The sequence below is a fragment of the Escherichia sp. 94.0001 genome, from assembly GCF_013369155.2.
Lineage (GTDB): Bacteria > Pseudomonadota > Gammaproteobacteria > Enterobacterales > Enterobacteriaceae > Escherichia > Escherichia coli_F.
This window is the reverse complement of sequence record NZ_JABWMS020000019.1, coordinates 50,158-70,066: the sequence shown is the minus strand read 5'-3', so window position 1 is coordinate 70,066 and position 19,909 is coordinate 50,158. Positions and strand designations below refer to the sequence as shown.

The 19,909-nt window shown below is 51.6% G+C and carries 20 protein-coding genes; 9 read left to right on the top strand and 11 right to left on the bottom strand.

From position 1 onward, the window contains the following. Positions 1 to 135: 135 nt before the first annotated feature. Complete coding sequence (locus HEN33_RS11845; protein WP_176262912.1) at positions 136 to 1,086, top strand: ISNCY family transposase; 951 nt, start codon at positions 136 to 138, stop codon at positions 1,084 to 1,086. A gap of 40 nt (positions 1,087 to 1,126) precedes the next feature. On the opposite strand, the gene yfaU is transcribed toward HEN33_RS11845, so the two are convergent. From yfaU to HEN33_RS11815, 6 genes are all read right to left on the bottom strand, one after another. Further along, complete coding sequence (gene yfaU / locus HEN33_RS11840) at positions 1,127 to 1,930, bottom strand: 2-keto-3-deoxy-L-rhamnonate aldolase (RefSeq protein WP_000992985.1); 804 nt, start codon at positions 1,928 to 1,930, stop codon at positions 1,127 to 1,129. A 16-nt stretch (positions 1,931 to 1,946) separates the two neighbouring features. Next, complete coding sequence (locus tag HEN33_RS11835) at positions 1,947 to 3,236, bottom strand: MFS transporter (RefSeq protein WP_001308785.1); 1,290 nt, start codon at positions 3,234 to 3,236, stop codon at positions 1,947 to 1,949. A 56-nt stretch (positions 3,237 to 3,292) separates the two neighbouring features. Continuing rightward, complete coding sequence (gene rhmD / locus HEN33_RS11830) at positions 3,293 to 4,498, bottom strand: L-rhamnonate dehydratase (protein WP_176262913.1); 1,206 nt, start codon at positions 4,496 to 4,498, stop codon at positions 3,293 to 3,295. Positions 4,499 to 4,512: 14 nt separating this feature from the next. Further along, a complete protein-coding gene (locus HEN33_RS11825; RefSeq protein WP_000894180.1) occupies positions 4,513 to 5,295 on the bottom strand; it encodes an IclR family transcriptional regulator in 783 nt (260 codons plus the stop codon). A 219-nt stretch (positions 5,296 to 5,514) separates the two neighbouring features. Beyond that, entirely contained in the window at positions 5,515 to 6,717 is a 1,203-nt protein-coding gene (locus HEN33_RS11820) for a nicotinamide mononucleotide deamidase-related protein YfaY (RefSeq protein WP_176262914.1), read from the bottom strand. Positions 6,718 to 6,816: 99 nt separating this feature from the next. Then, on the bottom strand, positions 6,817 to 7,359 hold the full coding sequence (locus tag HEN33_RS11815; RefSeq protein ID WP_032303432.1) for a YfaZ family outer membrane protein: 543 nt from the start codon (positions 7,357 to 7,359) through the stop codon (positions 6,817 to 6,819). Positions 7,360 to 7,637: 278 nt separating this feature from the next. Here HEN33_RS11815 and nudI point away from each other — a divergent pair, with 278 nt between their 5' ends. Further along, positions 7,638 to 8,063: a nucleoside triphosphatase NudI gene (gene nudI / locus HEN33_RS11810; protein ID WP_001353076.1), complete on the top strand. Its 426-nt coding sequence runs from the start codon at positions 7,638 to 7,640 to the stop codon at positions 8,061 to 8,063. Between the two features lie 38 nt (positions 8,064 to 8,101). Here the strand turns inward: nudI and ais are convergent, their stop codons facing one another. Beyond that, on the bottom strand, positions 8,102 to 8,704 hold the full coding sequence (gene ais, locus HEN33_RS11805) for a lipopolysaccharide core heptose(II)-phosphate phosphatase Ais (protein ID WP_176262922.1): 603 nt from the start codon (positions 8,702 to 8,704) through the stop codon (positions 8,102 to 8,104). A gap of 307 nt (positions 8,705 to 9,011) precedes the next feature. On the opposite strand from ais, the gene arnB reads away from it, so the two are divergent. From arnB to arnF, 7 genes are read left to right on the top strand one after another with little or no spacing between them, the layout of a single operon-like run. Further along, positions 9,012 to 10,151 (top strand): UDP-4-amino-4-deoxy-L-arabinose aminotransferase, encoded by a 1,140-nt coding sequence (gene arnB, locus HEN33_RS11800; RefSeq protein WP_105287767.1) that lies wholly within the window; start codon positions 9,012 to 9,014, stop codon positions 10,149 to 10,151. Between the two features lie 3 nt (positions 10,152 to 10,154). Continuing rightward, positions 10,155 to 11,123, top strand: a complete 969-nt coding sequence (gene arnC / locus HEN33_RS11795; RefSeq protein WP_000461649.1) for an undecaprenyl-phosphate 4-deoxy-4-formamido-L-arabinose transferase — start codon at positions 10,155 to 10,157, stop codon at positions 11,121 to 11,123. Further along, the gene (gene arnA, locus HEN33_RS11790; RefSeq protein ID WP_176262915.1) at positions 11,123 to 13,105 is read left to right on the top strand and encodes a bifunctional UDP-4-amino-4-deoxy-L-arabinose formyltransferase/UDP-glucuronic acid oxidase ArnA; all 1,983 of its coding nucleotides are present in this window, start codon (positions 11,123 to 11,125) and stop codon (positions 13,103 to 13,105) included. The genes arnC and arnA overlap by 1 nt, the downstream gene beginning before the upstream one ends. Continuing rightward, complete coding sequence (gene arnD / locus HEN33_RS11785; protein ID WP_176262916.1) at positions 13,102 to 13,992, top strand: 4-deoxy-4-formamido-L-arabinose-phosphoundecaprenol deformylase; 891 nt, start codon at positions 13,102 to 13,104, stop codon at positions 13,990 to 13,992. Before arnA ends, arnD begins: the two co-directional genes overlap by 4 nt. Beyond that, positions 13,992 to 15,644 (top strand): lipid IV(A) 4-amino-4-deoxy-L-arabinosyltransferase, encoded by a 1,653-nt coding sequence (gene arnT, locus HEN33_RS11780; RefSeq protein ID WP_176262917.1) that lies wholly within the window; start codon positions 13,992 to 13,994, stop codon positions 15,642 to 15,644. Before arnD ends, arnT begins: the two co-directional genes overlap by 1 nt. Continuing rightward, positions 15,641 to 15,976, top strand: coding sequence for a 4-amino-4-deoxy-L-arabinose-phosphoundecaprenol flippase subunit ArnE (arnE, locus tag HEN33_RS11775; RefSeq protein ID WP_088541271.1), 336 nt, complete (start codon positions 15,641 to 15,643; stop codon positions 15,974 to 15,976). Before arnT ends, arnE begins: the two co-directional genes overlap by 4 nt. Beyond that, positions 15,976 to 16,362, top strand: coding sequence for a 4-amino-4-deoxy-L-arabinose-phosphoundecaprenol flippase subunit ArnF (arnF, locus tag HEN33_RS11770; protein WP_000523867.1), 387 nt, complete (start codon positions 15,976 to 15,978; stop codon positions 16,360 to 16,362). The genes arnE and arnF overlap by 1 nt, the downstream gene beginning before the upstream one ends. Here the strand turns inward: arnF and pmrD are convergent. The 4 genes from pmrD to menB form a co-directional block, all read right to left on the bottom strand. Then, positions 16,356 to 16,622, bottom strand: a complete 267-nt coding sequence (gene pmrD, locus HEN33_RS11765) for a signal transduction protein PmrD (protein WP_088541414.1) — start codon at positions 16,620 to 16,622, stop codon at positions 16,356 to 16,358. The genes arnF and pmrD overlap by 7 nt on opposite strands. A gap of 109 nt (positions 16,623 to 16,731) precedes the next feature. After that, complete coding sequence (gene menE / locus HEN33_RS11760; protein ID WP_160530501.1) at positions 16,732 to 18,087, bottom strand: o-succinylbenzoate--CoA ligase; 1,356 nt, start codon at positions 18,085 to 18,087, stop codon at positions 16,732 to 16,734. Continuing rightward, entirely contained in the window at positions 18,084 to 19,046 is a 963-nt protein-coding gene (menC, locus tag HEN33_RS11755) for an o-succinylbenzoate synthase (RefSeq protein ID WP_176262918.1), read from the bottom strand. Before menC ends, menE begins: the two co-directional genes overlap by 4 nt. Beyond that, positions 19,046 to 19,903, bottom strand: coding sequence for a 1,4-dihydroxy-2-naphthoyl-CoA synthase (menB, locus tag HEN33_RS11750; RefSeq protein WP_000640000.1), 858 nt, complete (start codon positions 19,901 to 19,903; stop codon positions 19,046 to 19,048). Before menB ends, menC begins: the two co-directional genes overlap by 1 nt. Between the last annotated feature and the right edge of the window lie 6 nt (positions 19,904 to 19,909).

The window sequence follows — 19,909 nt, the reverse complement described above, 5'->3', positions numbered from 1 at the left end:
CCGCATCCAGTGTATGCGTTGCATCGCTTTGAAAATTCTTCTGAAAACGTCTCGCAAAGGCAGAAACTGGCAGATGTCATTGTTCTGAGATCCCCGTAATGTCGCGTCATCATAAATATCAGGTGACGGACAACCATGACCGAATCAACAACCTCCTCCCCGCATGATGCGGTGTTTAAAACCTTTATGTTCTCGCCCGAAACCGCGCGGGATTTTCTCGAAATACATCTACCGGAGCCACTGAGTAAACTTTGCAACCTGCAAACCTTACGCCTGGAACCCACCAGCTTTATTGAAAAAAGTTTACGCGCTTACTACTCGGATGTTTTGTGGTCCGTGGAAACCAGCGACGGTAACGGCTATATCTACTGCGTGATTGAACATCAAAGCTCTGCAGAAAAGAATATGGCTTTTCGGCTAATGCGCTATGCCACTGCCGCCATGCAGCGTCACCTGGACAAAGGCTATGACAGAGTCCCGCTGGTGGTGCCGTTGCTGTTTTATCATGGCGAAACCTCGCCCTACCCATACTCACTTAACTGGCTGGATGAGTTTGATGATCCGCAACTTGCCCGGCAGTTGTACACCGAAGCTTTTCCGTTGGTGGATATCACCATCGTACCTGACGATGAGATCATGCAACATCGGCGTATAGCTCTGCTTGAACTGATTCAAAAGCATATTCGCGACCGCGATTTAATCGGTATGGTCGACAGGATCACCACGCTTTTGTTTAGAGGCTTCACTAATGACAGCCAGCTACAAACGCTGTTTAATTATCTGCTGCAATGCGGCGATACCTCCCGTTTCACCCGTTTTATTCAGGAGATTGCCGAACGTTCACCACTACAAAAGGAGAGATTAATGACTATTGCTGAACGGCTGCGGCAGGAAGGGCATCAAATTGGCTGGCAGGAGGGTAAGCTTGAAGGCTGGCAGGAGGGTAAATTAGAAGGTTTGCAGCAAGGCATGCATGAACAAGCCATTAAAATTGCCTTACGCATGCTGGAACAGGGCATCGATCATGACCTGGTGCTCGCAGCCACCCAGCTAAGCGAAGCCGATCTGGCAGCGAATAACCACTAATTAACACAGGCCCACAGCCGATCCCCGTGGGCCTTTGATATCAATAACTACCTTTTATGCGTGGCTCATTTTTGCCTGATTTAAACATCGCCAGTCGTTGATCCAGGGCATCGCTGTAGAGCATCGTGTCAACGCCAACAGCGACAAAGTTCGCTCCCCATGCCAGGCATTGCTGCGCCATATCAGGAGCCACAGCCAGAAAACCAGCCGCTTTACCCGCAGCACGGATCCGCCGAATACTGGTTTCAATAATTCGCTGCACTTCCGGGTGCCCGGCGTTATCCGGGTAGCCCAACGAGGCAGAAAGATCCGCAGGTCCAATAAACACGCCGTCAATCCCTTCGACGTCGAGGATTTCGTCCAGGTTATCCAGTGCTGTTTTACTTTCCACCTGCACCAACAGACAAAGCGAATCGTTGACTTGCGCCATGTAATTCTCAATGCGTCCCCAGCGCGCAGCCCGTGCCACACTGGCCCCGACACCACGCTCACCGTAGGGAGGATAGCGCGTGGCAGACACCACCTGACGTGCCTGATCGGCAGTATCGACCATCGGGATCAGTAGAGTTTGCGCGCCAATATCCAGGACTTGTTTAATCAGCGACTTACTGGCTTCCACCGGACGGATCACGGGTTGGCTGGCATAGGGCGCTACCGCCTGTAGCTGGTGATAAAGATCCTGAATGGTGTTTGGCGCGTGCTCCCCGTCAATCAGCAACCAGTCATAACCGGAGGTGGCGGCAATTTCTGCCATATAAGAAGTAGTCGAGCTTAACCACAGACCAATTTGCACTTCGCCCTTGCGTAAACGTTCTTTAAAGGGATTGGTTAATAATGCGTTCATGGTGTTCCTTAACCTATTAATGATGTGCCACGTCGGTCTGCGCAACAGTGCGATTTACACGCAGAGTGAAAATAATCAGCGAACCGATGACCGCCACCGCTGCCAGCGTCAGTAATCCAGCCGCATCGCTGGCAAACAACGTTTCTGCTTTCACGCGCAGGATCGGGGCAATAAACCCGCCCACTGCACCAAACAGGTTTACAAAACCAATCCCCGCCGCCAGCGCCGTACCGGAAAGCAGTTGTGTCGGCATCGTCCAGAACACCGGCTGCACGGCAATAAACCCGATGGCTGCAACACACAGCGCTACGATCGCCAGTACTGGAGAAAGCAGCCCGGAGAGACCAATACCAATGCCCGCCGCCAGTAATGTCAGCGCCGCGACATTACGCCGTTCGCCGGTTTTATCGGAATAGCGCGGAATAAGCCAGGTCCCAAACAAGGCCGCGACCCACGGAATGGCGGTGACCACCGACGCCGTAAAGCCCACTTTTGTCCCCAACAATGCAGCAACCTGCGTCGGCAGGAAGAAAATTAATCCGTAAACCGCCACCTGAATGGTCAGGTAGATAATCGCCAGTTGCCAGACTCGCCCATTACGCAGCGCATCGCTCAGTCGAGAAGTCACTTTCTGTTGTTCTTCACTTGCCAGTTGGTTGATAAGCAACGTTTTTTCTTCTTTACTCAGAAAACGAGCCTGCTCCGGCGTGTCATCAAGCCAAAAGAATGTGAATACACCAGCGCCGACTGCCAGCAATCCTTCAATCACAAACATCCAGAACCAGCCGGGATGCCCCATAAATCCATGCATCTCCAGCAGCGCGCCGGAAAGCGGTGATCCCAGTGTTAACGCCAACGGTGCGCCCATATAGAACAGCCCCATAATGCTGGCGCGATTACGCTGCGGAAACCATTGCGAGGTGAGATAAATCATACCAGGGAAGAACCCGGCCTCCGCAGCACCAAGCAGAGTGCGAACGATCAGAAATTTCGCTTCAGTATCGGCCCATGCCATGGCTGCCGAAAGAAATCCCCACAGCAGTGTTGTCGTACCAATCCAGGTTCTTGCCCCCAGTTTGCGCATCAAAAGATTCGCCGGAACACCCAGAAACGCATATACCACAAAAAAAATGCCTGCTCCCAGCGCATAAGCTTCATTACTCAGCCCGGTATCAATCTGGTAGGTCTGTTTGGCAAAACCGATATTCGAACGGTCGAGAAACGCCAGCACATACAGCGCCAACATAAACGGAATTAAACGCGCACGGTTTTTCTTCACCACGGCGTCAAGCAAAGCGGTGCTCATAAAAAGCTCCTTAAAATATGTGGGCGTTACCGTTGTCACAGCAACGCCCGGAATGATTAGTGGCTGTAGGGGCGTTTCAAATTGCAGTCACGATTGAGCTCGACGCCGAAACCGGGTTTATCAAGCACTGATTTATGAATACGACCATTCACTGGCACTGGCTCATTAAGCAGAATCGGATCAAATTGCGGACGCATCGTTGAACAATCCGGGCTGGTCATCAGGAATTCGCTGAATGGCGTATTGGTGAAGGTGATCACCGCATGGTGAGAGTAAACAGACGAACCGTGCGGCACCACCAGTTGCCCTCTGGATTTGGCGATTGCGGCAATTTCCACCAGCGAGGTTAAGCCACCGCACCAGCCAACATCCGGCTGCATAATGTCGATACCGGTTTCTGAAAGCGTACGGAAAGATTGCAGTGTGCCGTGATGCTCACCGCTGGTGACCATCATTCCGACTGGCGCGTTGCGTTTCAGTTCACGATAACCTTCATACTGCTGTGGCGGCAGGCACTCTTCGATCCATTTCAGGTTATAGGGCGCGCAAGCGTGGGCCAGTTTGGTGGCATAGTTCACGTCCTGACTCATCCAGCAGTCGAGCATTAACCAGAAATCCTCACCGCATTTTTCACGCATATCCGCGACCATAGCGGCATCTTTGCGGATCCCCGCATCGCCATCATGTGGCCCCCAGTGCGTCGGCATTTTGCCACCGATAAAGCCCATCTCTTTTGCCAGATCCGGACGCGCACCTGTGGCGTAGAACTGAATCTCATCACGAACTGCGCCGCCTAAAAGTTTATAAACCGGAAGCCCGACCACTTTGCCGAACAGATCCCACAGAGCCAGATCGACACAGGAAATCGTATTCATCACCAGGCCACCAGAGCCGGAGTAATACAGGGTGGCATTGAGCATTTGATCGTGGATCAGTTTGATATCACTGACACATTTACCCTCAATGAAACGGTTAAGGTGTTTTTCGACAATAAAACAGCCCATTTCACCGGCTGTCGAAACGGCGAATCCGGTCTGGCCGTTTTCTGCTTCGACTTCAACAATCAACGTGCCAAGAACGTTAATGCCAAATGACTGGCGTGACTGCTCGTAATCGCGGTATTTACTCATCGGGGTGGCAATATGATCGTCAATCCAGTGATTCGCCCCCTGGTCGTGATAATCACCGCCGCCAGCGCCTTTTTCTGCTGTCGCACCGCCAGTAAACCAGGCGCGAACCTGTTTGATTTTTGGTAGGGTCATGCTGTTCTCCATTGTTATGAGGCCTGTAAGTCAAAGGGACTTTTCCATCCCAACAGACGTGAAATATCCCTGGCGCAGGCAATGGCCTTGCCCGCCAGATAATCACGGTATTCTTCATTGATTTGTAAGCGGGTACCGACCACCGAGATCGCAGCGGTAAGCTCGTTATTGGCGTTAAACACCGGCGCAGCAACACAACGGACATCGGCGTAATCTTCGCCATTGTCATAGCTCCAGCCCTGACGGCGAATACGCGCCAGTTCTTCGTGAAGTTGCTGTGGATGAGTAATCGTTGTGGGTGTCACCTGCTCCCAGACCAGCCCTTCGATAATACTTTGCTGTACAGATGCAGGTTGCCAGGCTAGCAGGCATTTACCTATTCCGGAGCGATAAAGCGAAAGGCTTTTTCCTTCATGGGAACGCACGCTGATAGTGGCTGATGACTCCACTTTCAAAATGTAATAAGCGCTGCCGTTATCAATAATCCCCAGGTGACATAACAGCCCGGTGGTATCCATCAGTTGCGTCAAACGCGGTCGAGCCAGTTCCCGGAGATCCATCTTGCTTAACGCATGACCGGAAAGCTCCACCAGCTTGGTCCACAAACAAAAATTTTCCTGGTGATCAAGGCTAAGAAAACGCTGACGCCTGAGTTCATTAAGCAGCAAATAGGCCGTGCTTTTAGGGATCCCCAATGTGTCAATGATCGTCGCAGCACTACAGGGGCCAATGCGGGCAATCAAATTGAGAATATCAATAGCCCGTGTCAGGGCGGGAACTTTGCTTGATTCCAACATACTGGACTCCAGTCTTAGATACTGGAATCAGTCTCGTTGCTCAGGGGGAGTAAAATTGTGAAGCGCATCAAATCCCGCACCTCGTCCAGCGGACTGGAGAAATTACGCACAAATTTGTGAATCAGCGCACGGATTTTTTCTTATTGAGTACAACAGGTTGGACAAATTTTGCCGGAGGGAGAATGTGCCGGTGCAGTAAACCGGCACGGAGTGGCGGAATCAGACAGATAAAGTCATGAACTCAACAACCTCAATCCAGCCATGCTCACTGGCGATGTCCTGACCGTTTAACCAACGGCGCAGCATATTCAGTGCCATCATTGCGCAGACTTCCTGGCGAATAGCCAGACTGTAGCGCGTAGTGCTAAAACGCACACGCAAAGCGAAAGTGCCGTCTGGCGTGGCTAGCGCAAAGTTGAGATGTTCGTTCTCGAAACCCGAAACAGCCAGTGCCAGCCCGGCAAAATGGTTGGCACGCCGTTCTGTAATCCAGTGCGCAGTTTGCGCCAGGGTTTCTTCCTGTGAAGGAACTACTTCACACGCCAGCAATGGAGCACCTGCGCGAGAAAGTTGCAAAGCCATTAAACCACCGGTGAATTGCTCACTCAATGTCAGGCTGAACTGACGGCTTTGCAATTCGCGGCTGATCTGCGCGGGCAGTCCTTCAGTACCTTCGAAAATCACACTCTGTCCGGCAACACGTTTAACGTCCAGCCACAGTTTTTCCATCGCCTGTTGCTCGCTTGCCGGTCCGGTCAGCTTAAGTTCAATTATCGGCATAGAAGAGCGATAGCCCATTGTTACGCCCGGCGGCAGTTGCAGGGAGTCCAGGCTTTGCGCCAGATCGCTTTCCGAACGACCGAAGGTAGTCAAACGCAGACAAATCGGCGGCTGCGGTAAAGAAAAACGTTCGCGCAGGCGCGGCAGGATTTCGTGCTCGACCATCACCTTAAATTCCGACGGTACGCCGGGGGTAAAGAACATCAGACAACGATTAAGCTGCACGGCAAAACCACAAGCGGTGCCTACCGGGTTATTGATAAATTCTGCACTGGCTGGCAGCTCCGCTTGTTTACGGTTGCTCGGTGCCATCACCCGTCCACGTTCGCGGAAATAGCGTTCCATCTCTTTGAGCCAGGCCTCATGCAGCACCAGGCCTTCTCCTTTTGCAGTCGCAGCGGCGAGTGCGCTTAAATCATCACTGGTCGGCCCCAGCCCGCCGTTCACAATCAGCACATCGGCGTGCTGACTACGTTCACGAAGAATGGTCACTAAGTCATCGAGGTTATCCCCCACCGTATTACGGCGAGATAATGGCAACCCCTGATGAAAGAAAAAATCGGCCAGCCAGGCAGCGTTAGTGTCAACGATTTGCCCGTGTAACACTTCATCCCCGGTGGATAACATTTCCACTGTTAACATGGTTATCTCCTGCTTTTGTTATCGAATCACTATAACGCAAAGGGAGATAAGGCGTAGTAAGAAACTGAATGGCGCGACAGAATGCCGCGCCGGAAGGCATCAGAAACTGGCGTTAACCCCAACATATGGACCGTCAGCCACGGCGTTGTCGCGGTTACCATCTTTACCCGACAGATTCAGATAGCGATAACCTGCCTCAATACTGACTGGACGCATAATGGTGTAACGCGCACCCGCATTCGCTTCCTCATAACTTTGAATACCGCTGGAGAGCGAATCTGGAGAGTAGTAATACTCGCCAAACAAACGGAAGCTGTTGCCAATTTTCCACTGCAAACCACCACCAACAGCAGCGGCATAGCCTTCATCACCATCATTCGGATTGGTATAAATACCTTTACCGCCAACGGTCGCCATTAACGGACCAAGAGGCAGATTCAACCCCAGCCCCACACCCGCGACGTCACCGTCGTCGTCGTTATGTGTCCAGTTACCGCTTAACGCCAGGCCCGTCGATTCAGTCCCAAAACCGACACCAATATTGGTGTATTCTTTACCCGCCTGACCGCTGATGCTCATTGCATTTACCGATGCAGAAACCAACAGCATTCCGGCCAGACCTGCTAGCGCAATTTTTTTCATTATCCCCTTTCCCACAAGCAATTAATCAAAATTCCCAAAGCTGCGGGATTGTACTGCCTGGCACAGAGGATTCAATGAGCGAAAAAAGGGATCTAGTCACTTATTGTAACTAAATACTTCTTAAATAATTAAACGCCGAAAAAATAAACACACTTTATCGATACACACAAAAATAATAATAAGTACAGTTATCATCGCAAAAGAGATTACTGTCACTTTCACATATTTCTGAGTTACCGTATTCTCATGGTTTCTTTTTATTTATAAGGAATATCCCCGTGCGACAACGGACTATTGTTTGCCCTTTGATTCAAAATGATGGTGCTTATTTGCTGTGTAAAATGGCCGACGATCGCGGCGTTTTCCCCGGTCAATGGGCGCTTTCGGGTGGTGGCGTGGAGCCTGGCGAACGAATTGAAGAGGCACTACGCCGCGAAATTCGCGAAGAACTGGGAGAACAGCTGCTTTTGACAGAAATCACGCCGTGGACCTTCAGCGATGATATTCGCACCAAGACGTATGCAGATGGTCGCAAGGAAGAGATTTATATGATTTACCTGATTTTTGACTGCGTTTCTACCAACCGAGAAGTGAAAATAAACGAAGAGTTTCAGGACTACGCGTGGGTAAAACCTGAAGATCTGGTGCATTATGATTTGAATGTCGCCACCCGAAAAACGTTACGTTTGAAAGGTCTTCTGTAACAATGATGACAGCCATTACTGGCTGTCAGATTGAAAATTTAGTGGTTAACGAATTCCCCATCCAGATAAACTTTGCCTTTTTCCACATGCATGACTAAACCATCCAGATAATCAGGTTTAAATGTCGCATCACGCTTATCTTTAGCAATATATGTCAGGCAATGATTATGGGTAAAAATAACGATATTTTTATCAGGTGCTTTGCTTTGTAAGTCCTTAATTGCACTATAAATCTCATTACCGCATTGAAGAAGTCGTTTATCTACCGTCAGCTTTTTCCCCGCTGAAAACCAGGTCGCCGACTGAATGGTCCGGACGGTATTACTGGAATAAAGATCGAAATCAGGGATGTCAGCGCTAAAAGCGTTGCCCAGTTCACGGGCATCCTGGGTACCTTTGACCGTAATACCTGTTTTATCTGACAAGCATTGATTGGTTGAACGATCGCAACGTTCAGCATGGCGAAACAAAACGACAACCGGGTGCTGCTGTGCCAGTCTGGCCAATGTTTTATTGTCTATGCGTGGCATACCATTGCTACTCCAGGCGGCATGAGTACCCAGTCCGGCAATTGCAGCGAGCGCCAGTAAAATGATGAAATATTTTTTTGACTTCAACGAAGAGCGGCAAAAAGCTAACACGTAAACTCCACCTATAGACAAGCGCAACCAGACAATTACCGTGAAATTGAGCGACATTTCTGGCGATAATTAGCAGTTGGTGTAATATTAAAAATCCTACGATGCCGGCAAAATGCCTCAAAATTTTGCCAAATGCAAAGCCTAAATAAGAAAAAATATAAAAATTTCAATATTTACGTCTAATATTAATTTCTTAAGGTTAAGTTAATATTCTATCCTTAGAATTTCGCTCCAAATGGCAAAATATACACAACACTCTTTATAGCAAATATAAGTGGACAGGTATTCAATGGCGGAAGGAAAAGCAATGTCAGAATTTTTGCCTTTTTCGCGACCAGCAATGGGCGTGGAGGAACTCGCAGCAGTTAAAGAGGTTCTCGAATCCGGTTGGATCACAACCGGTCCGAAGAATCAGGCGATTGAACAAGCCTTTTGCCAGTTGACGGGAAATCAGCATGCCATCGCGGTCAGTTCAGCCACCGCCGGAATGCATATCACGCTAATGGCGTTGGAAATTGGCAAGGGCGATGAAGTGATTACGCCTTCCCTGACCTGGGTTTCAACCCTCAATATGATCTCCTTGTTGGGTGCAACGCCGGTAATGGTGGATGTCGACCGCGATACGCTGATGGTCACGCCTGAAACGATCGAAGCAGCCATTACGCCACGCACTAAAGCCATCATTCCGGTGCATTATGCCGGTGCGCCAGCAGATATTGACGCCATTCGCGCCATTGGCGAACGTTACGGCATCGCAGTTATCGAAGATGCTGCACATGCCGTCGGTACGTATTACAAAGGCCGACATATTGGCGCAAAAGGTACCGCTATTTTTTCGTTTCACGCCATCAAAAATATTACCTGTGCGGAAGGTGGCCTGATTGTTACTGATAATGAAAACCTTGCCCGCCAGCTACGGATGCTGAAATTTCACGGTCTGGGTGTCGATGCATATGACAGACAAACCTGGGGCCGTGCACCGCAAGCTGAAGTCTTAACGCCGGGCTATAAGTATAATCTGACCGATATTAACGCCGCGATTGCCCTGACCCAGTTAGCCAAATTAGAGCACCTCAACACCCGTCGGTGCGAAATTGCTCTGCAATATCAGCAAGCTCTGGCAGCTCTCCCCTTTGAGCCATTAAGCCTTCCCGCCTGGCCGCACGTTCACGCCTGGCATCTGTTTATTATTCGTGTCGATGAACAACGTTGTGGTATCAGTCGCGATGCGTTGATGGAAGCGTTAAAAGAAAGAGGCATTGGTACCGGGTTACATTTCCGCGCCGCTCACACACAAAAATATTATCGCGAGCGTTTTCCCGAGCTGTCGTTACCGAATACCGAATGGAATAGCGAACGCATCTGTTCGTTGCCGCTGTTCCCGGATATGACCACCGCCGATGCCGACCGCGTCATCACAGCCCTTCAGCAACTCGCAGGACAATAAGCCATGTTTGAAATCCACCCTGTTAAGAAAGTCTCGGTGGTTATTCCCGTTTATAACGAACAGGAAAGCTTACCGGAATTAATCAGGCGCACCACCACAGCCTGTGAATCACTGGGGAAAGAGTATGAGATCCTGCTGATTGATGACGGCAGTAGCGATAATTCCGCGCATATGCTGGTCGAAGCTTCGCTAGTGGAGGGCAGCCATATTGTGTCTATTTTGCTTAATCGCAATTACGGACAACATTCAGCGATTATGGCGGGTTTCAGTCACGTTACCGGCGACTTAATTATTACCCTCGATGCCGATCTCCAGAATCCTCCAGAGGAGATCCCCCGCCTGGTGGCAAAAGCCGATGAAGGCTACGACGTGGTAGGAACTGTGCGTCAGAACCGCCAGGACAGCTGGTTTCGTAAAACGGCATCGAAGATGATTAACCGGCTTATTCAGCGCACCACCGGCAAAGCGATGGGTGACTACGGTTGTATGCTGCGCGCCTATCGCCGTCATATTGTCGATGCGATGTTGCACTGCCATGAACGCAGCACCTTTATCCCGATTCTGGCGAATATCTTCGCCCGCCGTGCCATTGAAATTCCAGTGCATCATGCCGAGCGTGAGTTTGGTGAATCCAAATACAGCTTTATGCGCCTGATTAATTTGATGTACGACCTGGTGACCTGCCTTACCACTACGCCGCTACGTATGCTGAGTCTGCTTGGCAGCATTATTGCGATTGGAGGTTTTAGCATTGCGGTGCTGCTGGTGATTTTACGCCTGACCTTCGGCCCCCAATGGGCGGCAGAAGGCGTCTTTATGCTATTTGCCGTGCTGTTTACTTTTATTGGCGCTCAGTTTATCGGCATGGGACTACTCGGTGAATATATCGGCAGGATCTACACCGATGTCCGCGCCCGCCCCCGCTATTTTGTTCAGCAAGTTATCCGTCCATCCAGCAAGGAAAATGAATAATGAAAACCGTCGTTTTTGCTTACCACGATATGGGATGCCTCGGTATTGAAGCCCTGCTGGCTGCCGGTTACGAAATTAGCGCTATTTTTACTCATACTGATAATCCCGGTGAAAAAGCCTTTTATGGTTCGGTTGCCCGACTTGCAGCGGAAAGAGGCATTCCGGTTTACGCGCCGGATAACGTTAATCATCCACTATGGGTGGAGCGCATTGCCCAAATGTCGCCGGAGGTGATTTTCTCGTTTTATTATCGCCATCTTATTTGCGACGAAATTTTGCAGCTCGCTCCTGCAGGCGCATTTAATCTGCATGGTTCGCTGTTACCAAAATATCGTGGTCGCGCGCCGCTGAACTGGGTGCTGGTGAACGGTGAAACGGAAACTGGCGTGACATTGCACCGAATGGTGAAACGTGCCGATGCTGGGGCCATTGTGGCCCAATTGCGCATTGCCATTGCGCCAGACGATATCGCCATTACGCTTCATCACAAGTTATGCCATGCCGCGCGCCAGCTACTGGAGCAGACATTACCCGCCATTAAAGACGGTAATATTCTGGAAATCGCCCAGCGCGAAAACGAAGCCACCTGTTTTGGTCGCAGAACACCGGAAGACAGTTTCCTCGAGTGGCATAAACCGGCAGCAGTATTGCATAACATGGTGCGTGCCGTCGCCGATCCGTGGCCGGGTGCCTTCAGCTATGTTGGTAATCAAAAATTTACCGTCTGGTCGTCACGCGTGCATTCTCATGCGCCCGCAGCACAACCGGGGAGCGTGATTTCTGTTGCGCCACTGCTGATTGCCTGTGGCGATGGCGCGCTGGAAATCGTCACCGGACAGGCGGGAGACGGCATTACTATGCAAGGCTCGCAGTTAGCGCAGTCGCTGGGTCTGGTGCAAGGTTCACGCTTGAATAGCCAGCCTGCCTGCACCGCCCGACGCCGTACGCGGGTACTCATCCTCGGGGTGAATGGCTTTATTGGCAACCATCTGACAGAACGCCTGCTGCGCGAAGATCATTATGAAGTTTACGGTCTGGATATCGGCAGCGATGCGATAAGCCGTTTTCTGAATCATCCGCATTTTCACTTTGTCGAAGGCGATATCAGTATTCATTCCGAATGGATTGAGTATCACGTCAAAAAATGTGATGTCGTGTTGCCGCTGGTGGCGATAGCCACGCCGATTGAATATACCCGCAACCCACTGCGCGTATTTGAACTCGATTTTGAAGAGAATCTGCGCATTATCCGCTACTGCGTGAAGTACCGTAAGCGAATCATCTTCCCGTCAACTTCAGAAGTTTATGGGATGTGTAGCGATAAATACTTCGATGAGGACCATTCTAATTTAATCGTCGGCCCGGTGAATAAACCACGCTGGATTTATTCGGTGTCTAAACAATTACTTGATCGGGTTATCTGGGCCTATGGTGAAAAAGAGGGTTTACAGTTTACCCTCTTCCGCCCGTTTAACTGGATGGGACCACGACTGGATAACCTTAATGCGGCACGAATTGGCAGCTCCCGCGCTATTACGCAACTCATTCTCAACCTGGTGGAAGGTTCACCGATTAAGCTGATTGATGGCGGAAAACAAAAACGCTGCTTTACTGATATCCGGGATGGCATTGAAGCGTTGTATCGCATTATCGAAAATGCAGGCAATCGCTGCGACGGCGAAATTATCAACATTGGCAATCCTGATAACGAAGCGAGCATTGAGGAACTGGGCGAGATGCTGCTGGCGAGCTTCGAAAAACATCCGCTGCGCCATCACTTCCCACCGTTTGCGGGCTTTCGCGTTGTCGAAAGTAGCAGCTACTACGGCAAGGGATATCAGGACGTAGAGCATCGTAAACCAAGCATCCGTAATGCCCGCCGCTGCCTGGACTGGGAACCCAAAATTGATATGCAGGAAACCATCGACGAAACGCTGGATTTTTTCCTGCGCACCGTCGAGCTTACGGATAAACCATCATGACAAAAGTAGGCTTACGCATTGATGTCGATACCTTTCGTGGCACCCGTGAAGGCGTGCCGCGTCTGCTGGAAATCTTGAGTAAGCATAATATTCAGGCCAGCATTTTTTTCAGCGTCGGCCCGGACAATATGGGCCGCCATCTCTGGCGACTGGTGAAGCCACAGTTTTTGTGGAAGATGCTGCGCTCAAACGCGGCATCGCTTTATGGCTGGGATATTTTACTGGCAGGTACGGCCTGGCCAGGTAAAGAGATTGGTCATGCCAATGCCGATATCATTCGTGAAGCGGCTAAACATCACGAAGTCGGCCTGCACGCCTGGGATCACCATGCCTGGCAAGCCTATAGCAGTAACTGGGATCGGCAAACAATGGTCGACGATATCGCACGCGGCCTTCGCACCCTGGAAGAAATTATCGGCCAACCGGTAACCTGCTCCGCAGCCGCTGGCTGGCGTGCCGACCAGCAGGTGATCGAAGCAAAAGAAGCGTTCCATTTGCGCTACAACAGCGATTGTCGTGGGGCGATGCCGTTTCGTCCATTGCTCGAATCAGGAAAACCCGGTACTGCGCAAATTCCGGTGACCTTACCCACCTGGGATGAAGTGATTGGTCGGGATGTGAAAGCAGAAGATTTTAACGGTTGGCTACTCAACCGCATCCTGCGAGATAAAGGCACGCCGGTTTATACCATTCATGCAGAAGTTGAAGGCTGCGCTTATCAGCATAATTTTGTGGATCTCCTGAAACGCGCAGCCCAGGAAGGCGTGACATTTTGCCCTTTAAGCGAACTGTTATCAGGGACGTTGCCGCTCGGACAAGTTGTTCGCGGAAATATTGCCGGACGTGAAGGCTGGCTGGGTTGCCAACAAATTGCGGGTAGTCGCTGATGAAATCGCTACGTTACCTTATCGGCCTCTTCGCGTTTATTGCCTGCTATTACCTGTTACCGATCAGCACGCGTCTGCTCTGGCAACCAGATGAAACGCGTTATGCGGAAATCAGTCGGGAAATGCTGGCATCCGGCGACTGGATTGTGCCCCATATGTTAGGGCTACGTTATTTCGAAAAACCCATTGCCGGATACTGGATTAACAGTATTGGGCAATGGCTATTTGGCGCAAATAACTTTGGTGTGCGGGCAGGCGTTATCTTTGCGACCCTGTTAACTGCCGCGCTGGTGACCTGGTTTACCCTGCGCTTATGGCGCGATAAACGTCTGGCTCTACTCGCCGCAGTGATTTATCTCTCACTGTTTATTGTCTATGCCATTGGCACTTATGCCGTGCTCGATCCGTTTATTGCATTCTGGCTGGTGGCGGGAATGTGCAGCTTCTGGCTGGCAATGCAGGCACAGACGTGGAAAGGCAAAAGCGCGGGATTTTTACTGCTGGGAATCACCTGCGGCATGGGGGTGATGACCAAAGGTTTTCTCGCCCTTGCCGTGCCGGTATTAAGCGTGCTGCCATGGGTTGCAACGCAAAAACGCTGGAAAGATCTCTTTATTTACGGCTGGCTGGCGGTTATCAGTTGCGTACTGACGGTTCTCCCCTGGGGACTGGCGATAGCGCAGCGGGAGCCTGACTTCTGGCACTATTTTTTCTGGGTTGAGCATATTCAACGCTTTGCACTGGATGATGCCCAGCATAGAGCTCCGTTCTGGTACTACTTGCCGGTCATCATTGCCGGTAGCCTGCCGTGGCTGGGATTACTCCCCGGAGCACTGTACACAGGCTGGAAAAACCGCAAGCATTCCGCAACCGTCTATTTATTGAGCTGGGCGGTAATGCCGCTGCTGTTTTTCTCCGTTGCCAAAGGCAAATTGCCCACCTATATTCTTTCCTGCTTTGCACCTCTGGCAATGCTGATGGCGCATTACGCTTTGCTGGCAGCAAAAAATAATCCTCTGGCGTTGCGGATTAATGGCTGGATTAACATCGCTTTTGGCGTCACTGGCATTATTGCTACGTTTGTGGTCTCCCCCTGGGGACCTATGAGCACGCCGGTGTGGCAAACCTTCGAGAGCTATAAAGTCTTCTGTGCATGGTCGATTTTTTCGCTATGGGCATTTTTCGGCTGGTATACCTTAACAAACGTCGAAGAAAACTGGCCTTTTGCCGCACTTTGCCCGCTTGGGCTGGCGTTGCTGGTAGGATTTTCAATTCCTGACAGAGTCATGGAAGGAAAACATCCGCAATTTTTTGTCGAGACGACACAAGAATCACTGCAGCCAAGCCGCTATATTCTTACCGATAGCGTCGGCGTTGCTGCTGGTCTGGCATGGAGCCTGAGACGTGATGACATCATCATGTATCGCCAGACAGGGGAATTGAAATACGGCCTAAATTATCCGGATGCGAAAGGGAGATTTGTCAGCGGTGATGAGTTCGCAAACTGGCTTAATCAACATCGTCAGGAGGGGGTTATTACACTCGTGCTTTCGGTTGACCGCGATGAAGATATCAACAGTCTCGCCATTCCGCCCGCAGATGCCATCGATCGTCAGGAGCGTCTGGTGCTGATTCAGTATCGGCCCAAATGATCTGGCTAACATTAGTCTTTGCCAGCTTGCTTAGCGTTGCCGGGCAGTTGTGTCAGAAACAAGCAACCTGCTTTGTGGCGATAAACAAACGGCGCAGACATATCGTGCTGTGGCTGGGACTGGCGCTGGCTTGTCTTGGCCTTGCCATGGTGCTCTGGCTGCTGGTCTTGCAGAACGTACCGGTAGGCATTGCCTACCCGATGTTAAGTCTGAATTTTGTCTGGGTGACGCTGGCTGCAGTAAAACTGTGGCACGAGCCGGTATCACTGCGTCACTGGTGTGGGGTGGCGTTCATTATTGGCGGCATTGTGATCCTCGGGAGTACGGTGTAATGGGCCTGATGTGGGGATTATTCAGCGTCATTATTGCCTCAGCTGCGCAATTAAGCCTGGGTTATGCGGCGAGTCATCTACCGCCGATGACGCACTTATGGGATTTTATCGCGGCGCTGTTAGCTTTTGGCCTGGATGCCCGGATACTGTTACTCGGGCTGCTGGGTTATCTGCTTTCCGTTTTTTGTTGGTATAAAACGCTACATAAACTTGCGTTAAGCAAAGCCTATGCCTTGCTCAGTATGAGCTATGTGCTGGTATGGATTGCATCAATGATACTTCCCGGCTGGGAAGGAACTTTTTCTCTGAAGGCACTACTGGGAGTAGCCTGTATTATGAGTGGGTTGATGCTGATTTTCCTGCCCACGACAAAACAACGTTACTGAGTTTTCTCAGCCGATTGACACTGCCGTTCCCACTCATCGGGGCTGTAGCTGCATGCCGAGAGGACTTTCACCGTATGTAGCTTTTCACGATTAATGCAGTAAAGCGCATTCTGCAAAGGGGAGAGTAAATCGCCCACTTTCACGGCGTAGTCACTCTTCACTTCGGCGATCATTTTTATCGCGCCGCCAGCATCGCAGAGCATAAGTACATGTCTGTTATCTTGTTTATCGCAGCACGATTTTTTGACCAGCCATTCCATTGCATTATCCTGTTTGCTAAGAGTTTTCACATCAATTTACAGATTAACAGATAAACTCTTTATCAACGGCAATGGAATGGCAGAAATGAGAAGTGCAACGGATGGTTAATTATTGCTGGCGTTGCACCCACTCTTTTAGCGCCTGACGTGAAATCTTAATACCACCGTTTTTCAGTTCAGGTGGAAGCGTCAGCCAACGCACCGGTTGCTGAAAACGGGCCAGCTTATCTTTCACCCATTCGCCAAGATCAACGGTTTGCTGGTCATACTCCACCACCGCTACCGGTCGATGACCAAACTCCTTGTCCGCGACGGGGACGATAAACACCTGCAAAACCGCAGGATGTGCAGCAATAACACGCTCCACCTCTTCCGGCTGAATGCCTTCGCCACCACTGAAGAACAGATTGTCTAAACGTCCGACAATTGTCAGCTTGCCATTATGCATCTCACCGCGATCGCGCGTGGCGTACCAGCCTTCGTCATTAACCAGTGGAACCAGTTGCCCGTTACGCCAGTAACCTTCTGCCATGCTGGCAGCCCGCAGCCACACTTCGTCGTTTACGATTTTCACTTCCCGACCCGGTAGCGGCGAACCGACGTCTGCCAGACCGTCGGCTTCTTTCGCACACACAGTGGAGGCAAACTCGGTCAGACCATAGCCGCAAAAGCAACGAATCCCCTGCTCGCGCGCCTGTTCCGTCAACTCGACCGGAATTGCCGCACCGCCAAGTAACACCGCTTTCAGGGAAACGGAACTGCGGTTAACCAGCAAACGCCAGAGTTGTGTTGGCACCAGTGAAGCGTGAGTACAGCCTGCCAGCATTTGCTCCAATGGCTGTTTATCACGTACCGTCATCCGCGCACCAGCGTATAACCAGCGCCACATAATTCCCTGACCGGAGACGTGAAACAGCGGTAAAGAGAGCAACCAGTCATCGTGCTCGCCAAACGGTATCAGCGATAACACACCTTGCGCACTGGCAAGATGGGCCTGATAAGTATGAACAGCGGCTTTCGGCAAACCGGTAGAGCCGGAGGTCAACGTCATTGAGCACAGACGCGTCGGCTGCCACGCAGCGGCATGTGCGCCTTCAACCAGCTGAATGTGCAGCGACGTTAACGCCGGAAACGTGTTTTCCCCATCCGGCATCAGCGCAAATTGCAGCGTCAGATTGGGCAGCAATTCTTCAAGCAACGGTTGCGGCAGCTGAGGGTTCACGGGCAACACCCGCGCCCCGCATTGCAGTAACGCCAGCCAGGCGAGCAGCGTTTGCGGCGTATTCCACGCCCGCAACATCACGCCGCTGCCCTCAACAACGCCCTGCGCCGCAAAGCCGGAGGCTAATTCATCGACGCGAGCACAAAGCTCGCGCCAGTTAAGTTGCTCGTCATTAAGACGTAAGGCGATGGCTTCTCCCCGCACTTGCCGCCAGTGACGCCACGGCCAGTCAGAGAAGATCATAACAGCCGCTCCAGTGCATCAACTTCCACTAACGGTAGCGGGCTACCCGGCCAGCGACGAACCTGCTGCGCCTGCATCAGATCCAGCGTGTCCAGCCCCGGAATGGTGTCTGGCGTTAACCAGGCGGCAATCCGCGCCAGTTGCGTTAAGCCTAAGCTCGACTCAATAGAAGAACTGATCACCGCCGTCAGCCCCAACGCGTGCGCCGCCTGCACCTGCTCACGTACTTTCTCCAGGCTGCCCGTGAGCGTGGGTTTGATAACTACCGCGCGCACGCCCTGTTCAGCGACAAAGGCAAAATCCGGCTCGCGCAAGCTTTCATCCCAGGCAATGGCAATGCCGGTTTCACGGGCAAAGGCGCGGGAATCCTCGCGGGTTTTGCACGGCTCTTCGAGAAACGCGATGCGGTGGCGATAATCCGGGTTAACGTATTTGGCAAACTGCTGGCCTTTCAGCGGTGTCCAGGCGCGATTCGCGTCAAGACGCAAATGCAGATCCGGAATGGCCTCCAGCAACAGATTCACCACCATGCCGTCGCGCACCGCTTCGTACAATCCCACCTTGACCTTCGCCACTTTCTCGCCAGGCATATCGGCAAGTTTCAGGATCAGATCGTCCGGATCGCCATTACACAGTGGTGCCGCACGATAATTGGCCGCCTGCGGGAGCGTGTCTGCCAGCTCCGCCAATGCACAGCTTACGCCAAAGGCGACGGAAGGCATTTGCGGTAATTCGCAATCGCCTGCCAGCCAGTTATTTACCCAGGCAAGCAGCACACTTCGCGCCTCTTCCCAGGTTTCCTGACTGAAGCCCGGCAGTGGGGAGATCTCCCCCCACCCTTCGCGCTCACCCTCGCGCAGGCAAACGTATAGCCCGTCGCGGGTTTTTAACCGCCTGTCGCGCAGAACCACCCCCGCGTCCATGGGGATCTGCCAGCGGTATACCTGCGCGCTACGCATTACGGATTCCGTTTAAATTTGCTGAAGTCAGGCTGACGTTTCTGGTTGAAGGCGTTGCGACCTTCCTGACCTTCTTCTGTCATGTAGAACAGCATGGTGGCATTGCCCGCCAGCTCCTGCAGACCCGCCTGACCGTCACAGTCAGCGTTCAGCGCAGCTTTCAGGCAACGCAGCGCCATCGGGCTGTTTTGCAGCATTTCGCGGCACCAACGCACGGTTTCTTTTTCCAGATCTGCCAGCGGCACCACGGTGTTCACAAGGCCCATATCCAGCGCTTGTTTCGCGTCGTACTGACGGCACAGGAACCAGATTTCACGCGCTTTTTTCTGCCCAACAATGCGCGCCATATAGGAAGCGCCCCAGCCGCCATCGAAGGAACCGACTTTCGGGCCAGTCTGACCGAAGATGGCGTTTTCCGCCGCGATGGTCAGGTCGCACATCATGTGCAGAACGTGACCGCCGCCGATGGAGTAACCCGCTACCATCGCGACAACCGGTTTCGGACAGGTACGGATCTGACGCTGGAAGTCCAGCACATTCAGATGATGTACGCCGGAATCATCTTTATAGCCGCCGTAATCGCCACGCACTTTCTGGTCGCCACCAGAGCAGAACGCTTTATCGCCTGCACCAGTCAGAATAATTACGCCGATGTTGTCGTCATAACGCGCATCTGCCAGTGCCTGGATCATCTCTTTTACCGTCAGAGGACGAAAGGCATTGCGCACCTGCGGACGATTAATGGTGATTTTTGCGATACCGTCGGTGGATTTTTCATAACGAATGTCCTCGAAACCTTCGGAGCAGTCGTGCCATTCAACCGGTGCGTAAAGCATTGCTTCATCAGGATAAATCATATTGTG